Genomic DNA, 13,900 nt, shown 5'->3' with positions numbered 1-13,900 from the left:
ATGGAGCTTGTACAACAAATGGAAATCAATCTTAAGCTGGAGAATCATGAAGTTCCAGAACTCCGGCAGGCAGTCGGTTGGGATCGGAGAGAGGAAGACTATCCAGCTTTATTCAACCTTTGCTTGTTCTGGGCAGGCTTGAGAAATGATCATAATACTCTGATCGCCTTTGGTTATATTGCGGGTCCAGGAATTGAGCATGGCTATATGGAAGACATCATGGTTCATCCAGCCTATCAGAAGCAAGGAATCGGTAAAGCTTTGGTTCAGGCATTGCTTCAAGAAGCAAAGAATCGGAAGATCGCGATGGTTACTGTCACTTATCAGGAAAAACACAGTCTTTTTTATCAGGATTCCGGCTTCACTCCTTGCCCAGGCGGGATATGGAGACCAGAGTAGTGTACAACAGGAGGACATGATATTGAGCCTGCAATTGAGAGACGATTTACCTGAACACCACGGTCTTTCATCGAAAGCGCCAGAAGGGTGTGGTAGAAGATGCGCTTAGGAATGCCTTCCCTTATTGAGTTCCCAACAATAGAACAAAATGTTCGATTGTGCTGTGAGCTTCAGTTAGATTTTATTGAGTTGAATATGAACCTGCCCATTTTTACACCGGAGAGATTGGACTACAACGAATTAACAAAGATTCAACGAGAATACGGGATACAATTCACCATTCATCTACCCGAGGAATTGGATCTTACCTCTTTTCAACCATCTATTAGACATGGGCATATACATCGATGTGTGGAAGCGATAGAATGGGCTGGTTTAGCGGGAATAAGAACGATGAATATGCATCTGAATCCGGGGATCTACTTCACGTTACCTGATCAAAAAGTATGGATTAACGAACGATATGAAGCAGATTTTCTGAATCTCTTACATCAATCTTATACTAGACTGTATGCTGCTGCTGAATCATTTGGTGTTAACTTGTGCATTGAGAACACATGCAATTTCCATGTTCCATTCATAACATCAGCACTAAATAGATTACAGGCTTTTGAGCAATTCAGCTTGACTTGGGATGTTGGTCATGATGCAAAATCGGATTATCGCGAACAACCTATATTGATGCATTACAAGGATCGTATCAAGCATATGCATCTTCATGATTGCATGGGTAAATCCGATCATAAGACTCTATTTACGGGTGATGTGCCGATCAATGAGAGGATACATTTCGCCTATCAGAAAGACCTGTCCGTTGTGATCGAAGTCAAAACGAGTGAAGCGCTGAAAGAATCTGTCTTAAAGCTTCGTGCCCATTTGCATGCTCTGCATGAACAGACAGGTGAATAACGACAAAATGAATAGACTGAAACTTTGTCTGTTTTTCCTCACAATTGTTACCTTTAGCACAGCAGTCGTGTACTTCATGCCGAATATAAAACAATCGTTGCCTCTTGCAGAAGTGGAAGTACCGAGCCTGGTTGGAATGGACTTGGAGAAAGCCAAATCGACGATTAGGGAATTGCAACTTAGTTATAGACAGCCTCAATACACATGTAATAATCAATATGATAACAATGTTATTTTTGCACAACAGCCTCTGGGTATGAAGTGACTGATTTGTTTCTGACAGATGAGCTATAAAAAGTTTAGAAAGGGAGGACATTCCATTTGGAGGAGCGACTGAGACAATACTTGTATGAGCATGGTCAGTTGATGAACGATTTGAGGATGGTAAGAGAGCTAGGCTTGCCGCAATGTTACATTTCAGCGGGGTACATTCGGAATTATGTATGGGATCGATTGCATGGATTCCAAGACCGCGCTAAGCATAACGATATTGATGTTGTTTTTTATGATCCACTGGATCTATCGGAAGCCCGGGACCGCATATTGGAAAAAGCTCTAATCGAGCAGACGGGCAATGACAAGTGGTCGGTAAAAAACCAAGCTAGGATGCATATTAGAAATGGTGAAGCCCCTTATTTGTCAACAGAAGATGCTTTGCGCAGATGGCCTGAGACGGTAACTGCATTAGGTGTCAGCTTGGATGAAGAAGATCGAATGGAGCTATGTTCGCCTTATGGACTAAAGGATTTGTTCGATATGATCGTTAGACAGAGTCCTTTGTTTACAGATAGGGAGCGTTACTTGGAGAGAGTGGTTAAGAAGAAGTGGAAGGAACAATGGCCTCTTATTACAATCAAAGTCTAGGACAACATGCTCAATGGAGTAATCCAAAATGACTTTAGAACATAAGTTTGGTATTATCAGACCATTATATTCCAATTAAGGGGCTGAAAGCATGCAGGGACACGCACCCAAATCATTAGTGAATACCAACTCAATCAGCTATTTTATTTATGTAAGGGATCTCAAACAAGCTATCACAATGTACAGTCAACTTTTTGGCTTGCCTATTAAGGAAGAGGAGATCCTGTTTGGCCATTTGTACTTTATGCCGAACGGGGTCATATTAGATTCACATGAGATGGAAGGCAGACCCATACCCGAATGGCTGCCCGTTTCTCTGAAACTTGCGACAACCAATATTGATCAAACCAGAGATTATGTCCAGGAGCTCGGGTTTGAAATATCGCAAGAGATTAATAGAGGTCCGCAAGTTTCGTGGTTTCTTTTTAAAGATCCGGACGGCAACACATTAATGATGTGTCATGATCACATATAAAGTGAAAAAGGCATTAACTTCAAAGGAGATACGCTGACTTGGAAGCCAAGTATGTGAGATTCGATGAATTCGGCAGTCCGCAAACCGTATTAAAAGTAGACAACATAACAATTCAACGCCCTAAGACTGGGGAAGTTCTTGTTCGAATGATCAGTCGTCCTATAAACCCATCTGATCTAATACCAATAAGAGGGGGATATTCACATCGAATTTCGTTACCTTCTGTTCCTGGTTATGAGGGGATCGGTATTGTTGAAGAGATTGGTCCCTCTGTGTCTTATGAGCTTCTGGGGAGACGTGTTCTGCCCTTACGAGGTGAGGGGACTTGGCAACAATATGTGCGAACATCGGCTGATTGGGCAGTTCCAATCCCAGAAGGTATGGATGATTATATAGCGGCTCAATTATATATTAATCCGATCACGGCCTGGCTTACATGCACTCAAGTGCTAAATCTGAGCTCTGAAGATGTGCTATTGGTTAATGCTTGCGGCTCCTCGATCGGGCGCATTTACTGTCAACTGGCTCGAATAATTGGGTTTAAGCTAATTGCCGTTATAAGAAATAACACATATACGGAAGAGTTGCTTCAACTTGGTGCTTCAAAGGTTATCGATTCAACAGACACCCCTTTACGTGAAATGGTTATGGAATTTACAAACGGACTCGGAGCAAGCGCTGCTATTGATTCAGTAGGTGGGACTTCAGGTTCAGAATTAGCCTTTTGTATGAGACCTGATGCTGTCTTATTATCAATAGGTCTTTTATCGGGACTACCCTTACATTGGGCTGAGCTAGCATCGAATTCGAAAGTGATTGTTAAGCAGTTTCATTTGCGGCATTGGAATCAACATGTATCCGTACAAACGTGGCAAGAAACCTTTGATACCTTGAAGGTTTTAGTCATGGGCAAGAGATTGGGTATCCTGAAGCCAGATTCTCAGTATGCTCTTACAGATGTGCTGGAGGCTGTTCGTATTGCTGAAACATCTAGAAGGAATACGGGGAAAATCTTTTTAACGGGGTAGAGGAGAGAGAATCATATGGCCATAATTGATATTCTTAACAGTGAGCAACTGCACGTTAGTGCAGATGATGTTAGACATCACGTACAGATTGAAGTTTCGAGCACTGGATATCGGCCGAAGTACGTATCTTTGTTTGTTGAGAACTTAAGTGAGCTGGATGAAATCATTTCAGCACTGACTCGAGCAAGGGAATTTCTTGTTAAGTGAATGAAGTGAGGTCCCTTCATATCAATACTAGTGGTCTTAATAACTGGATCCAGCCAATTTGTTGTAAATGATATAAATCTTTTAAAGATTATATTTGAGCTATCCAGTTTTGAATTATTGGTAGTAATAACCTCTCTTTTGACGTGTAGTTTGATAATTGGAATTGTATCCTGGTTTGAGAATGAGAAGAGATTCAAATCTATTAATCAATTACCAATTGAAAGGGGAAAGGGAAGCTGATAATGAAACAAGTTATTATATATCAAAGCAAAGTCTTAAGCGGGTTTTCCAAAAGGCATGCTCGAAAAAATGATTGAAAATTGTCTTTATGAGGGAGGCCGTGACAGTGGATATTATTCAGTCTGTCGAAGCTATACAAAATAAAAATGTGCATTCACCATGCATGGAGACGGGAATTACTCTTGTTCCATGGACATTGTCGACTATACCAGAAACACCACATTGGCATGATGAATTGGAAATATGCTGCTGTCTTTCGGGAAAGGGAGTTTTTTATTTCAAAGACCGACAATACGACATAAGCGCCGGCGATCTGATTATCGTAAACCATGTCGAGCGTCACACTTCAAAATCGTATAGAGGTCATACTTGCTCGAATTTGTTTTTATTTTTCAATGCTTCGACAATAGAGCAGTTGGATTTCAATTTACTCCGCCCGTTTATTTTCGATCGCGACCGGTTTACACATAAAATACCGGCTCATCTTCCGGTCGCACAGGAAATTGGGAAGTACATTTTGCAAATTCGGGAGGAACTTCTAGAAAAACGCCCGGCTTACGCCCCTCTAATTAAAAGCTTGCTGACTTACATTTGTTCGTTATTACTGCGCCATTACCATGCCGAAACGGGAAGTGTTTGGCACGATTGTTATAACAAATACACAACTCTCCGTACAGGTCTTTCCTATATTCAATCCCACTATCACGAAAATATAAAGCTTGATGATGTCGCCAAAGCGATGTCACTTAGCTCATCACGCGCACGCCATCTGTTTGTTGAAGTAATGGGAGAAGGGTTCAAAAAGTACTTGATTCATCACCGAGTTCAAGCAGCGAAGCGACTACTCGTCCAAACGGAGCTGTCAATCAAGGAAATATATGAGCATTGCGGGTTTCAAAGCCCTTCTGCTTTTTACTTTGAGTTTAATAAATTAGTTAATGAGACACCCCTGTCGTACAAAAATCGGTTAAGCTCTTTTGGAACAAACCAGCCTTAAGACCTCAAGCGTAAAGCCACCAGTTCGTTGCTTGTTATTCGACTGGTGGCTTTTGTGTTCCATTTTACTGGAGCAGCCCTAATTACAAATTGCGGATTCCAGCCTTAATAATTAGCCGTTTTTAGGAATAAATCGGTCGGTATTGTTATTGTTTGGGCTAAGGTTAAAATTTATGATTAGGTTATCTCAAAAAGAAATGAGGGTCTGTCCTTGACAACCAGTTCGATACCAAAATACCGTTTTGAATTCAGCCCGGACGAAGTGGAAGCCATTGTAAGATGCAACAAGCAGCACGGATTTGCGATTGTAAAAGGGATGCTACCTATGGGTATGGTTGAGATGCTGAAAGCGGAAGTCCGCCGTGTTCTAGAACCTATTGTGCAGTCATCGGGTGTCGTAACGTTCACGCATAATCATTTTATCGAATGTTCACCCGTTTATGCTTCTCTAATGACATATGAGCCTTATATGCGCATTGCCCGTGCATTGTGTGATGACGAACTGATTACATTAAACCGCTCAGCAGCTATCTATAAAAAACCGGGATGCGGCCCGATGGGATGGCATACGGACTGGGGCGCACTTGCACATCCGTATGATACGAACGCCGTATTGAACAATTCGGGTGCCTCCTCTATGTGGTTTTATTTGAACGGGATCGATGATGTCCGAGGAGGATTGGCCATAATACCCGATTCCCATACTGAGGATTGGCCTGCTCCCGATGGTTTCGAATTTATTGCACATAAAAAATCATTTTACAAAAAGGGCGGTAAGTCTGGTGGCCATACTTTGATGCATGATGTGCCTGGGGCTATGCCGGTCATTGCTGAGCAGGGCGATTTGATCGTATTTTCGGAACGAACCTACCATGGGGTATATCCGCATAACGGGTCGGAAACGAGATTGAGTTGCGGAATGAGCTTTCGCAAGCAAAGCTACAAGCCGGAGGAAGTGTGGCCATTATCCGAATCGGCTAAGCAGTTCATCGACTTTTGTCCTACATCAATGAAACCACTAGTCGAAGGATATTGGGGGATGGGCGGAGACTGGAGAAGCACTCACTGATAAGTAAACACTCGTATCCACTAGCGGTGGAGGTTGATAAGTGTAGTTATTTGATAAAATAATTGAAAGATATGCAAATGCGACGAAGAGAAGAGTAAATAAAGGAATGGTTTCACAGAGAGGCATACCAAGACGGGGACGCCTGTTATTTCCAATAATTCAGCTCACCGCTGGACGCCTGACATCCCAATGGTCATTCCAGAAATCAATCCAGGGCATATTGATGTAATTGCTGCACAAAGAAAACGGCTCGGAACCTCGACTGGATTTATTGCCGTTAAGCCCAATTGTTCCATCCAGAGCTATGTGCCAGCGCTACATGCATTGTTAGGTTTCAAACTAACGCAAGCTATTAATTGATGATGGTTATAAATTTTGCAGCTTATACACGGATTTATCCAATCCTACCTCAAATCACATTTATTCCGACATTGGATACCGTCCAGTCCAAGATTCCATCATGTACAAGTTTAGATAAGATGCAGAATTCATACCCAGGACGCATGAAAACCGGAATGGTTGATCATGTTAAGACTGGGAGGTGACAATCATGACAGGAAGAAACAACAAACCGAAGAATAACGGACCCGCCTCTTCCCCTTCCAGACTTGATCAATTCGGAGAGAAGATGGCCGAGGATTCAGATTCGAAGGATATGAAGCAGAACAAATCCAATGGGAAATGCTAGTTTTGCTTCAAGCTGGATAGTACCTTAACGAGTTTGTAGTTCAAATACCGCCCCTAGTTAATCCACTTAGGGCGGTATTTTTATTTGTCTTTATCAAAGTATAGGGAGAAGAATGTGTGAATAAGAGCTGAGGCGGTTAATACTAATGGAGAAAAGTATCTTCTCGTTAAAAAAATATTAGAAGGGTGATGCTAGATGGACAAGAAGACAATTGTTATTACCGGTGCGGCGGGTAAGGTTGGGAACTGCATTACAGAGGGACTGAGGGAGTCAGGCCGGTATGATATTATTGCAGGCGGTTTGCACCCCGATGAAAGCTCTGGTGTTGTTGCCCTTGACGTTACAGACCCTGAACAGCTTGAACAAATCTCAAAAGGTGCGGATACTATTATTCATTGTGCCTGGGCTCCGGATGAAGAAGATTTTCTGGGAAAAGTACTTCCCTTGAACGTAACGGCTGCCTATCATCTGTATGAAGCGGCTCGAAAAAATGATGTCAGGAGGGTCATTTTCGCCAGCTCTAATCATGCTACAGGCTTCTATAGGGTAGGTGAAGAGGTAGAGGTGACGGATCCTTACAGACCGGATAGCTTCTATGGCTTGAGCAAATGTTATATTGAGCTGCTTGGACGTCTATATGCAGACAAGCACGGGATCTCATCCTTTAACATTCGAATCGGGAATTTCCCTGGCGATGACCGTCCAGGCTCTGAACGTTCTGCTCACATCTGGATCTCAGAGAGAGACATGGTTCAACTTGCCGAGCGATGTATTGAAGCAGACGATTCGATGAAATTTCTCTGTCTGTACGGAACTTCTGCCAATACGGACAATTACTATGATATAGCTTACTTGGAAGAGCTGATTGGCTACGTTCCACAAGACGATGCGGCTGAGCTGCTGGAGCAATCGAAGAAGCGCCATGAGAAGATCCCTCAGGATGAAACGACTTTTCAAGGCGGCGGTTACGTTGAACTAGAAGGGGTAGGGGAGAAGTGACAAGCTAATGGAAGAGGCTCCAACCGGGTGTTGGAGTGTTCCCCCATATTTGCGGTTGATTGCTCCATCTTCTTGCTTGGAACGCCAAGAATAGGATATGTATCACCGCCTAGAAGAGTAACTGTCCTATAAGTTTGATCGTTTCGATTTACATAAATTATATACGAAATAGTCTAGATTGAAAAAGAAATATCAAACCGTGGTTTATTATGTGATGCTCAGAAGGGCATGTATGGGAAATGTCGAATTGTTGTTACAGGTCAAAAATTATGATTTGTCAAAAAGGAGCGCCTAGTTAATGACCAGTAAGAACCTAACAAGAGTTAGACCAACAGGGGTATTAATTGAAAATGGTCAGCTTCTAATCGTGAAACAAGACGTATCCCCCACTAGGAAATGGTCACTACCAGGAGGAAAGATGGAGCCGGGCGAATCCTTAGAGGAGACTGTGTTAAGAGAAGTATTCGAAGAAACAGGCTTGACCACACAAGTTGTTAAATTGTTGTATATCACTGAGAAGGCGGAATTGAATCCAGGGTTAATCCATATTGCTTTTCTGCTGGAACGTGTCTCTGGTGAGATCCGACTGCCCACTAATGAATATGATTCGTTACCAATCAGTGATGTTAGATTTGTCCCCTTAGAAGACTTAACGAAATACGATTTCTCTGACAAATTCATGGAATTAGCTCGTGCAGGGTTCCCGGACTCAGGTAGTTACAAAGGAGATAAAAGCAATATCGGATTGTAGGTAGTTAATGACATTAATTATAAGGGAAGAGTGAGGTTCGTTGATAAAAGGATATTCAGTAGTGTTCGTTCCATCAAGAAATATTGAAGAATCAAAGCAATGGTATGAAAAGCATCTCGGCCTGGAATGGGACCAGTGGATTATGAAAGTACCGAATGGGGCGCCAATCTTCTTCGTTGAGTCTAATGACACATGGAATTTCACTTCTACTGACGGTGATGATTGTGCTGTACTTTCACTGATTGTTAAAGACGCCGAGGCCTTATTCAAGCAGCTTCGAGAAGCTGAGGTAATAACTGAACAATCCATACGAACTATTGGAGGAATTGGGCGGGAATTCTGGTTCCTGGATTGCAGCGGGAATAGACTTCTTGTGACCGAACAGGAATAAATAGAAGATAGGAGAGATTATGGTGCGTCTTAAAGTTGTTTCATTTAACATTTGTCATGGGCTAGGGATTGACGGTATTCAGGATTTGAACAGGACGATCAGTGTGATCCGCGAAAGTAAAGCCGATCTGGTTGGTTTGCAGGAAGTTGATCGTCACTTCGGCGAACGGAGCGGATGGCTGGATCAGCCGGCTGTACTGGCAGAACAGCTTGGAATGTATGTGGTCTATGGACCTAATTTGGAATTAGACCCTGTCAATAGTAACAGTGATATTAGAAGACAATACGGTAACGCAATTTTAAGTCGCTATCCAATCGACTATTATCATAATCATCCCTTGCCGCAAGTGAATGTACCAGGTGCCTGGAATGAACGGAGAGGTTTGTTAGAGGCTCATGTGCAAATTGCAGGCAAAACACTTAGATTTTTCAATACGCATTTGGGACTCTCGAAAGAGGAACGCTCTGTACAGTTGAACACAGTGCTGGATATCCTACAGACAAATGAAGCCGATTGTATCCTTACAGGGGATTTCAATACGGAGCCTGAACATGCAGAATTAGATATTCTGTTTGGGAGTCTGCAGGATACATATGCGGTTGCTAACAAAGGGGTGCATACCGGTACATTTATGGTTGCAGACAGTGATAAGACAGGAATACCAGTCAAATGTATTGATTATATTTTCTGCTCTCCAGAGATTGATGTGGCAGCTGCTGAAGTGCACCGAACCTTTGTATCGGACCATCTGCCGCTTATTGCTGAGTTGGAGATAGGTTAATTGTTATAGAAAGCGAATAGATTAACGATGGAGGAAAATTCAATGCTCTTCATTATCAAAGGACCTTATTTGCAATGGCCGACGGTGAATTCCATGACATTCATGTGGGAGACTTCAGAAGAAGCGAACTCTAGGGTTGAAGTATATAAGGCGGAAAGAATTCACAGTGGAATGAAAGGTAATTATTTACCACCGATTCATTTATTGAAGTCCGTGTCGGGTCAAGCAACATCCACTATTCATCAACTTACAGTTAACAATCTGGAAGCCGGTACGGTGTATTTCTATAAGATCTTCTCGATGAATGAACGCAGGGAAGAAGTTGAATCTGGCCTGCATCCATTTAAGACAGCAATCGGAGAGGGAGAGACGTTCTCCTTCACGGTGACTAGCGAGACTGGAGGATATAGTGGTTTTGATCAGTCCAATGGTCTTATCAATGATAATATATTCAAACAGATGCAGAGATTCAGACCGGATATTTCGTTATTTGTCGGCGATATTGTGAATGACGGTACACGTTATGAAGACTGGGAACAATATTTTTTCGGACCCGGAAAACAATTTCTAACTACTACTCCCGCTTATGTTTGTCCAGGAAATCATGAAAATAACGCCGATTGGTACAAGGAATGGTTCGCTTTTCCTATTCCGAACACTTACTACTCATTCGATTATGGCGATGTTCATTTCATTTCCTTGGATGCTACAGATTTTGTGAAAAAAAGCGATTATCCGAACAGCGCTGGAGAGATGAGTCCCGGTAATGCTCAATTCGATTTCTTGATTCAGGATCTACAATCGACATCAGCCAAATGGAAGATCGTATTCTTTCACTACCCGCCCTATATCTCAGGGGGTTATCAGGTCGAAGCTATGCGTCAACTCTGTCCAATACTGGAGCAATACGGAGTGGATGTGGTATTCAACTCACACACCATTGTGTATGAGCGCAGTCACCCGCTTACTGCTGGGAAGATCGATTTCAATAACGGAATTGTATATATTGTAGCAGGCGGGGCTGGTGCAATGCCCGAATGGCTGCTGCCCAAAAGAGAATGGCATACCTCACAATCTTTGGCAGTTCCCCATTTTGTGCAAGCCGTAGTAACTTCGGACAACTTAGAATTCCGTGCTATAGATCACGAAGGTCATTTATTCGATGTGTTCAAGATTAGAAAAAGTTGTGACGGGACAAAAGCTTTTCTGTAAACAAGTCCTCTATGATAGGAGTTATCTGAATTATCGGACGTAACGACAGCTGGTGCTGAGATTGGTGATAACAACAGCAGGAAAGCCAGGAAGAATGAGGATAGCAGTGAGGTGCGATAAACTTAACCATCAGGAGGTCATAAATGAACACAAGGCCAGGAGTAGATGAGTATTTACCAGCAGCAGAACAATATATCAGCTTAGTGCCAGAAGGGAATCTGTTCAATATTCTGCAAGACCAACACCGCAAGACGCTTGAATTCCTGCAGAAACTAACGGAAGAAAAAGCTGGCTATCGATATGCGGAAGGGAAGTGGAGTGTTAAATCTATAATAGGGCATGTAGCAGATGTAGAGCGGTTATGGAATTATCGGTTACTGAGAATTGCACGCGGGGACGCAAGAGAGTTCGCAGGGTACGACCGTGACCTCTTTGTTATGAATGCTTGCTGTGATGAACTTACTATGGCGGAGGTACTAAACGATTATTCTGCTGTCCGCCAAGCAACCTTGTCATTATTAGCTAATCTCAAGGGTCCAGCTTTCACCCGTCGTGGACAGTTCAATGGGCACCCTTTGTCAGCGAGGGCAGCAGCTTTTATTATTGCGGGTCATGAAACACACCATATTAACGTCATCAAATCTAAATATTTTACATCATAAGGTGGTGAAGCATGTTAAAGGAGAAAATAGTTAACAAGCAGGCCGGTATTTTGACGTATGGCATTACTCCTCCAAAAACGAATCATACCGCAGACAAGATTGCAGAGATTGCTCAGAAACAGGTTGACAGAATGAAGGACCTCCCCATCGATGGCTTAATACTCTATGATGTTCAGGAGGAAGCAGATCGCATTGATGAGGAAAGACCGTTTCCATACATCTCAACGATTGATCCAACCCTATACAGCAAGAAGTACCTTAGTCAACTTCAAGTGCCGAAGATTATTTATCGTTGTGTCGGCAAGCATACGGAAGATCAAATGTGTGATTGGATGTTGTCCGATACAGAAGAAGACAGATTCTCGGTGTTTGTTGGAGCCTCCTCTAGTAAACAAGAGGTCAAGTTGCGACTATCAGACGCTTACCAATTAAGTAATAGGTTGAATGGGAACCTGCTACTAGGCGGCGTCGTTATACCTGAAAGACACATGAAAAATAACGATGAGCATATCCGTGTTGCGAATAAAGTAAGCAATGGTTGTAAATTTTTTATTTCCCAAGCTACTTTCAATGTTGAGGCAGCCAAAAACTTCTTATCCGACTATTATTACTACTGTCTGGATCAACAAATGGAAATGGTGCCTATCCTAATAAATCTGGCGCCTTGCGGTTCACCGAAAACCTTAGAATTCATGAAATGGCTCGGTATAAGTATCCCAAGATGGCTTGAAAATGATCTTAAGTATTCCGTTGATATCCTGGATAAGTCTGTAAACCTGTGCCAACAAATATTCGAGGAATTATTAGATTATGGAATAGAAAAAGGGATACCGGTTGGTTGCAGCGTGGAGAGTGTATCAACGCGAAAAGTAGAGATTGAAGCGTCTATCCAACTTGTCCATAACATAAAAGTAATGATCGATAAGAAACTATAACGATTATGGCGGAGCAGCAGGCTTGAACCTGCTGCTCCGCCTGGCATGACGGGAGCATTAGCAGAGCGATCAGGCTTTGGATTCTCTTAAATGAAGCTCCTCTAACTTCCGGTGAGCGCGTGAGGTAGAGAATCGGAAGGAGAAGGTGGCGGTTAGGGCTGCAATCATAACTCCTGCCGCACCGATCCAACTGATGGAGGAGAGTGAGGTTTGTTCCACCACAACGCCGCCAATCCCGGCACCTGCTGCCATTGCCAGCTGAATTACGGAACTATTCAGGCTTAACATAATCCCTGAGGCACCTGGTGTAAGGGTTATTAAGTGGTACTGTTGGGTTGGACCTGATGACCAGGCAGCAAACGCCCATATCATTAACAATCCGAACACAACAATTGAGGACTGTGCCGTTAGTGATAACACAATCAGCGCAGCTGCGTGAAGCAGCATTCCGCTAATTAATGTTCTGGGAGCTCCCCAGCGGTCCGTACTATATCCGCCGACCTTCGAACCGATCAGACTCGCAATCCCAAAAGCGAACAAGCCTGCACTCACTGCCTTCTCACTCATACCTGTAACGTCTAGAAGGAATGGGGAAATATATGTGTAAGCGATGGAATATCCGCCGATCCAGAAGAAGGTAACGGACAGCGCCAATGCTATCTTCGGTTGTTTGAGCAGAGCCAATTGCTTGACGAGAGGCACGGGTTCCTCGCCGTCAGTTTTTGGAATCGAGAGGGCAATAATCAGTATAGCGAACAGTCCCAGAATTCCGATTCCTCCAAAAATCATTTTCCAGTCATAAGCCGCAGCGACAACTCTGCCTAAAGGCACTCCTACAATGAGGGAGGTACTGAAGCCCATTACTAGCGTAGCGATTGCGCTTCCCTGTCTGTCAGGAGGAGCCAGCTTGGATGCAACTGTCAATGCGGTTACTACGAAAACTCCGGTGCTCAGAGCTAAGATGATCCTGGAAACAACAAGAAAATTAAAACCTGGTAATGAAACTGCGATTCCATTCCCAATTACAAATACAATAAGGGAGTAGAGAAGCAGCTTACGACGCTCCGCACGCGCTGTTAGGGCCATAAGTATCGGTGTTCCAAAAGCATAAGTAAGCGAGAAGACCGTAATTAATTGCCCTGCTGCAGCTACTGAGACCCCAATGTCTATAGCAACCTTATCCAATATGCCCGCAATAATAAACTCCGATGTACCAACCAGGAAGCTTACGGCTGCAAGCATATAAATTTTCCAAGTGTTTGACATGATGTTGCTCCTTTCGTATTTACGATAA

The 13,900-nt window shown here is 43.1% G+C and carries 18 protein-coding genes and 1 pseudogene; 18 read left to right on the top strand and 1 reads right to left on the bottom strand.

The window, feature by feature from the left end; genetic code table 11:
• The 18 genes and pseudogenes from AC58QD_RS01315 (at position 1) to AC58QD_RS01230 (ending at position 12,606) form a co-directional block, all read left to right on the top strand.
• The gene (locus AC58QD_RS01315) at positions 1–399 is read left to right on the top strand and encodes a GNAT family N-acetyltransferase (protein ID WP_497329198.1); all 399 of its coding nucleotides are present in this window, start codon (positions 1–3) and stop codon (positions 397–399) included.
• A gap of 99 nt (positions 400–498) precedes the next feature.
• A complete protein-coding gene (locus AC58QD_RS01310) occupies positions 499–1,308 on the top strand; it encodes a sugar phosphate isomerase/epimerase family protein (protein WP_497329196.1) in 810 nt (269 codons plus the stop codon).
• Positions 1,309–1,315: 7 nt separating this feature from the next.
• Positions 1,316–1,573: a PASTA domain-containing protein gene (locus AC58QD_RS01305; protein ID WP_497329194.1), complete on the top strand. Its 258-nt coding sequence runs from the start codon at positions 1,316–1,318 to the stop codon at positions 1,571–1,573.
• A gap of 101 nt (positions 1,574–1,674) precedes the next feature.
• Positions 1,675–2,172 (top strand): nucleotidyltransferase family protein, encoded by a 498-nt coding sequence (locus tag AC58QD_RS01300; protein ID WP_497330038.1) that lies wholly within the window; start codon positions 1,675–1,677, stop codon positions 2,170–2,172.
• A gap of 91 nt (positions 2,173–2,263) precedes the next feature.
• The gene (locus AC58QD_RS01295; RefSeq protein ID WP_497329192.1) at positions 2,264–2,647 is read left to right on the top strand and encodes a VOC family protein; all 384 of its coding nucleotides are present in this window, start codon (positions 2,264–2,266) and stop codon (positions 2,645–2,647) included.
• 38 nt (positions 2,648–2,685) lie between these two features.
• Positions 2,686–3,675 carry a zinc-dependent alcohol dehydrogenase family protein gene (locus AC58QD_RS01290; protein WP_497329190.1) on the top strand — a complete coding sequence of 330 codons (990 nt, stop codon included), beginning with the start codon at positions 2,686–2,688 and terminating at the stop codon, positions 3,673–3,675.
• Between the two features lie 15 nt (positions 3,676–3,690).
• Positions 3,691–3,882: a hypothetical protein gene (locus AC58QD_RS01285; RefSeq protein ID WP_497329188.1), complete on the top strand. Its 192-nt coding sequence runs from the start codon at positions 3,691–3,693 to the stop codon at positions 3,880–3,882.
• Positions 3,883–4,228: 346 nt separating this feature from the next.
• A complete protein-coding gene (locus AC58QD_RS01280; RefSeq protein ID WP_497329186.1) occupies positions 4,229–5,119 on the top strand; it encodes a helix-turn-helix transcriptional regulator in 891 nt (296 codons plus the stop codon).
• Positions 5,120–5,329: 210 nt separating this feature from the next.
• Positions 5,330–6,187 carry a phytanoyl-CoA dioxygenase family protein gene (locus AC58QD_RS01275; protein ID WP_497329184.1) on the top strand — a complete coding sequence of 286 codons (858 nt, stop codon included), beginning with the start codon at positions 5,330–5,332 and terminating at the stop codon, positions 6,185–6,187.
• Between the two features lie 117 nt (positions 6,188–6,304).
• Positions 6,305–6,541 (top strand): annotated as a pseudogene (locus tag AC58QD_RS01270) (aspartate-semialdehyde dehydrogenase); the annotation flags it as partial.
• Between the two features lie 196 nt (positions 6,542–6,737).
• Positions 6,738–6,875, top strand: a complete 138-nt coding sequence (locus tag AC58QD_RS01265) for a hypothetical protein (protein WP_497329182.1) — start codon at positions 6,738–6,740, stop codon at positions 6,873–6,875.
• A gap of 195 nt (positions 6,876–7,070) precedes the next feature.
• Positions 7,071–7,874, top strand: a complete 804-nt coding sequence (locus tag AC58QD_RS01260) for an NAD-dependent epimerase/dehydratase family protein (protein ID WP_497329180.1) — start codon at positions 7,071–7,073, stop codon at positions 7,872–7,874.
• A 298-nt stretch (positions 7,875–8,172) separates the two neighbouring features.
• Complete coding sequence (locus AC58QD_RS01255) at positions 8,173–8,625, top strand: NUDIX domain-containing protein (RefSeq protein WP_497329178.1); 453 nt, start codon at positions 8,173–8,175, stop codon at positions 8,623–8,625.
• A 40-nt stretch (positions 8,626–8,665) separates the two neighbouring features.
• Positions 8,666–9,016: a VOC family protein gene (locus AC58QD_RS01250; RefSeq protein WP_497329176.1), complete on the top strand. Its 351-nt coding sequence runs from the start codon at positions 8,666–8,668 to the stop codon at positions 9,014–9,016.
• A gap of 19 nt (positions 9,017–9,035) precedes the next feature.
• The gene (locus tag AC58QD_RS01245) at positions 9,036–9,797 is read left to right on the top strand and encodes an endonuclease/exonuclease/phosphatase family protein (RefSeq protein WP_497329174.1); all 762 of its coding nucleotides are present in this window, start codon (positions 9,036–9,038) and stop codon (positions 9,795–9,797) included.
• A 42-nt stretch (positions 9,798–9,839) separates the two neighbouring features.
• A complete protein-coding gene (locus AC58QD_RS01240; RefSeq protein ID WP_497329172.1) occupies positions 9,840–11,009 on the top strand; it encodes a metallophosphoesterase in 1,170 nt (389 codons plus the stop codon).
• Between the two features lie 143 nt (positions 11,010–11,152).
• Positions 11,153–11,671: a DinB family protein gene (locus tag AC58QD_RS01235; protein WP_497329170.1), complete on the top strand. Its 519-nt coding sequence runs from the start codon at positions 11,153–11,155 to the stop codon at positions 11,669–11,671.
• A gap of 11 nt (positions 11,672–11,682) precedes the next feature.
• A complete protein-coding gene (locus AC58QD_RS01230) occupies positions 11,683–12,606 on the top strand; it encodes a methylenetetrahydrofolate reductase (protein ID WP_497329168.1) in 924 nt (307 codons plus the stop codon).
• 69 nt (positions 12,607–12,675) lie between these two features.
• Here AC58QD_RS01230 and AC58QD_RS01225 read toward each other — a convergent pair whose 3' ends face one another.
• Positions 12,676–13,872 (bottom strand): MFS transporter, encoded by a 1,197-nt coding sequence (locus AC58QD_RS01225; RefSeq protein WP_497329166.1) that lies wholly within the window; start codon positions 13,870–13,872, stop codon positions 12,676–12,678.
• Positions 13,873–13,900: the final 28 nt, after the last annotated feature.

The organism is Paenibacillus sp. J2R1T-4, assembly GCF_059692235.1.
Note: the sequence above shows the minus strand (reverse complement) of the source record. Positions and strands in the feature narration are given on the sequence as shown.

Coding starts and splice junctions, on each gene's coding strand:
- AC58QD_RS01315 (WP_497329198.1), top strand. CDS start 1: ATGGAGCTTGTACAACAAATGGAAATCAATCTTAAGCTGGAGAATCAT.
- AC58QD_RS01310 (WP_497329196.1), top strand. CDS start 499: ATGCGCTTAGGAATGCCTTCCCTTATTGAGTTCCCAACAATAGAACAA.
- AC58QD_RS01305 (WP_497329194.1), top strand. CDS start 1,316: ATGAATAGACTGAAACTTTGTCTGTTTTTCCTCACAATTGTTACCTTT.
- AC58QD_RS01300 (WP_497330038.1), top strand. CDS start 1,675: ATGAACGATTTGAGGATGGTAAGAGAGCTAGGCTTGCCGCAATGTTAC.
- AC58QD_RS01295 (WP_497329192.1), top strand. CDS start 2,264: ATGCAGGGACACGCACCCAAATCATTAGTGAATACCAACTCAATCAGC.
- AC58QD_RS01285 (WP_497329188.1), top strand. CDS start 3,691: ATGGCCATAATTGATATTCTTAACAGTGAGCAACTGCACGTTAGTGCA.
- AC58QD_RS01265 (WP_497329182.1), top strand. CDS start 6,738: ATGACAGGAAGAAACAACAAACCGAAGAATAACGGACCCGCCTCTTCC.
- AC58QD_RS01260 (WP_497329180.1), top strand. CDS start 7,071: ATGGACAAGAAGACAATTGTTATTACCGGTGCGGCGGGTAAGGTTGGG.
- AC58QD_RS01255 (WP_497329178.1), top strand. CDS start 8,173: ATGACCAGTAAGAACCTAACAAGAGTTAGACCAACAGGGGTATTAATT.
- AC58QD_RS01245 (WP_497329174.1), top strand. CDS start 9,036: ATGGTGCGTCTTAAAGTTGTTTCATTTAACATTTGTCATGGGCTAGGG.
- AC58QD_RS01240 (WP_497329172.1), top strand. CDS start 9,840: ATGCTCTTCATTATCAAAGGACCTTATTTGCAATGGCCGACGGTGAAT.
- AC58QD_RS01235 (WP_497329170.1), top strand. CDS start 11,153: ATGAACACAAGGCCAGGAGTAGATGAGTATTTACCAGCAGCAGAACAA.
- AC58QD_RS01230 (WP_497329168.1), top strand. CDS start 11,683: ATGTTAAAGGAGAAAATAGTTAACAAGCAGGCCGGTATTTTGACGTAT.
- AC58QD_RS01225 (WP_497329166.1), bottom strand. CDS start 13,872: ATGTCAAACACTTGGAAAATTTATATGCTTGCAGCCGTAAGCTTCCTG.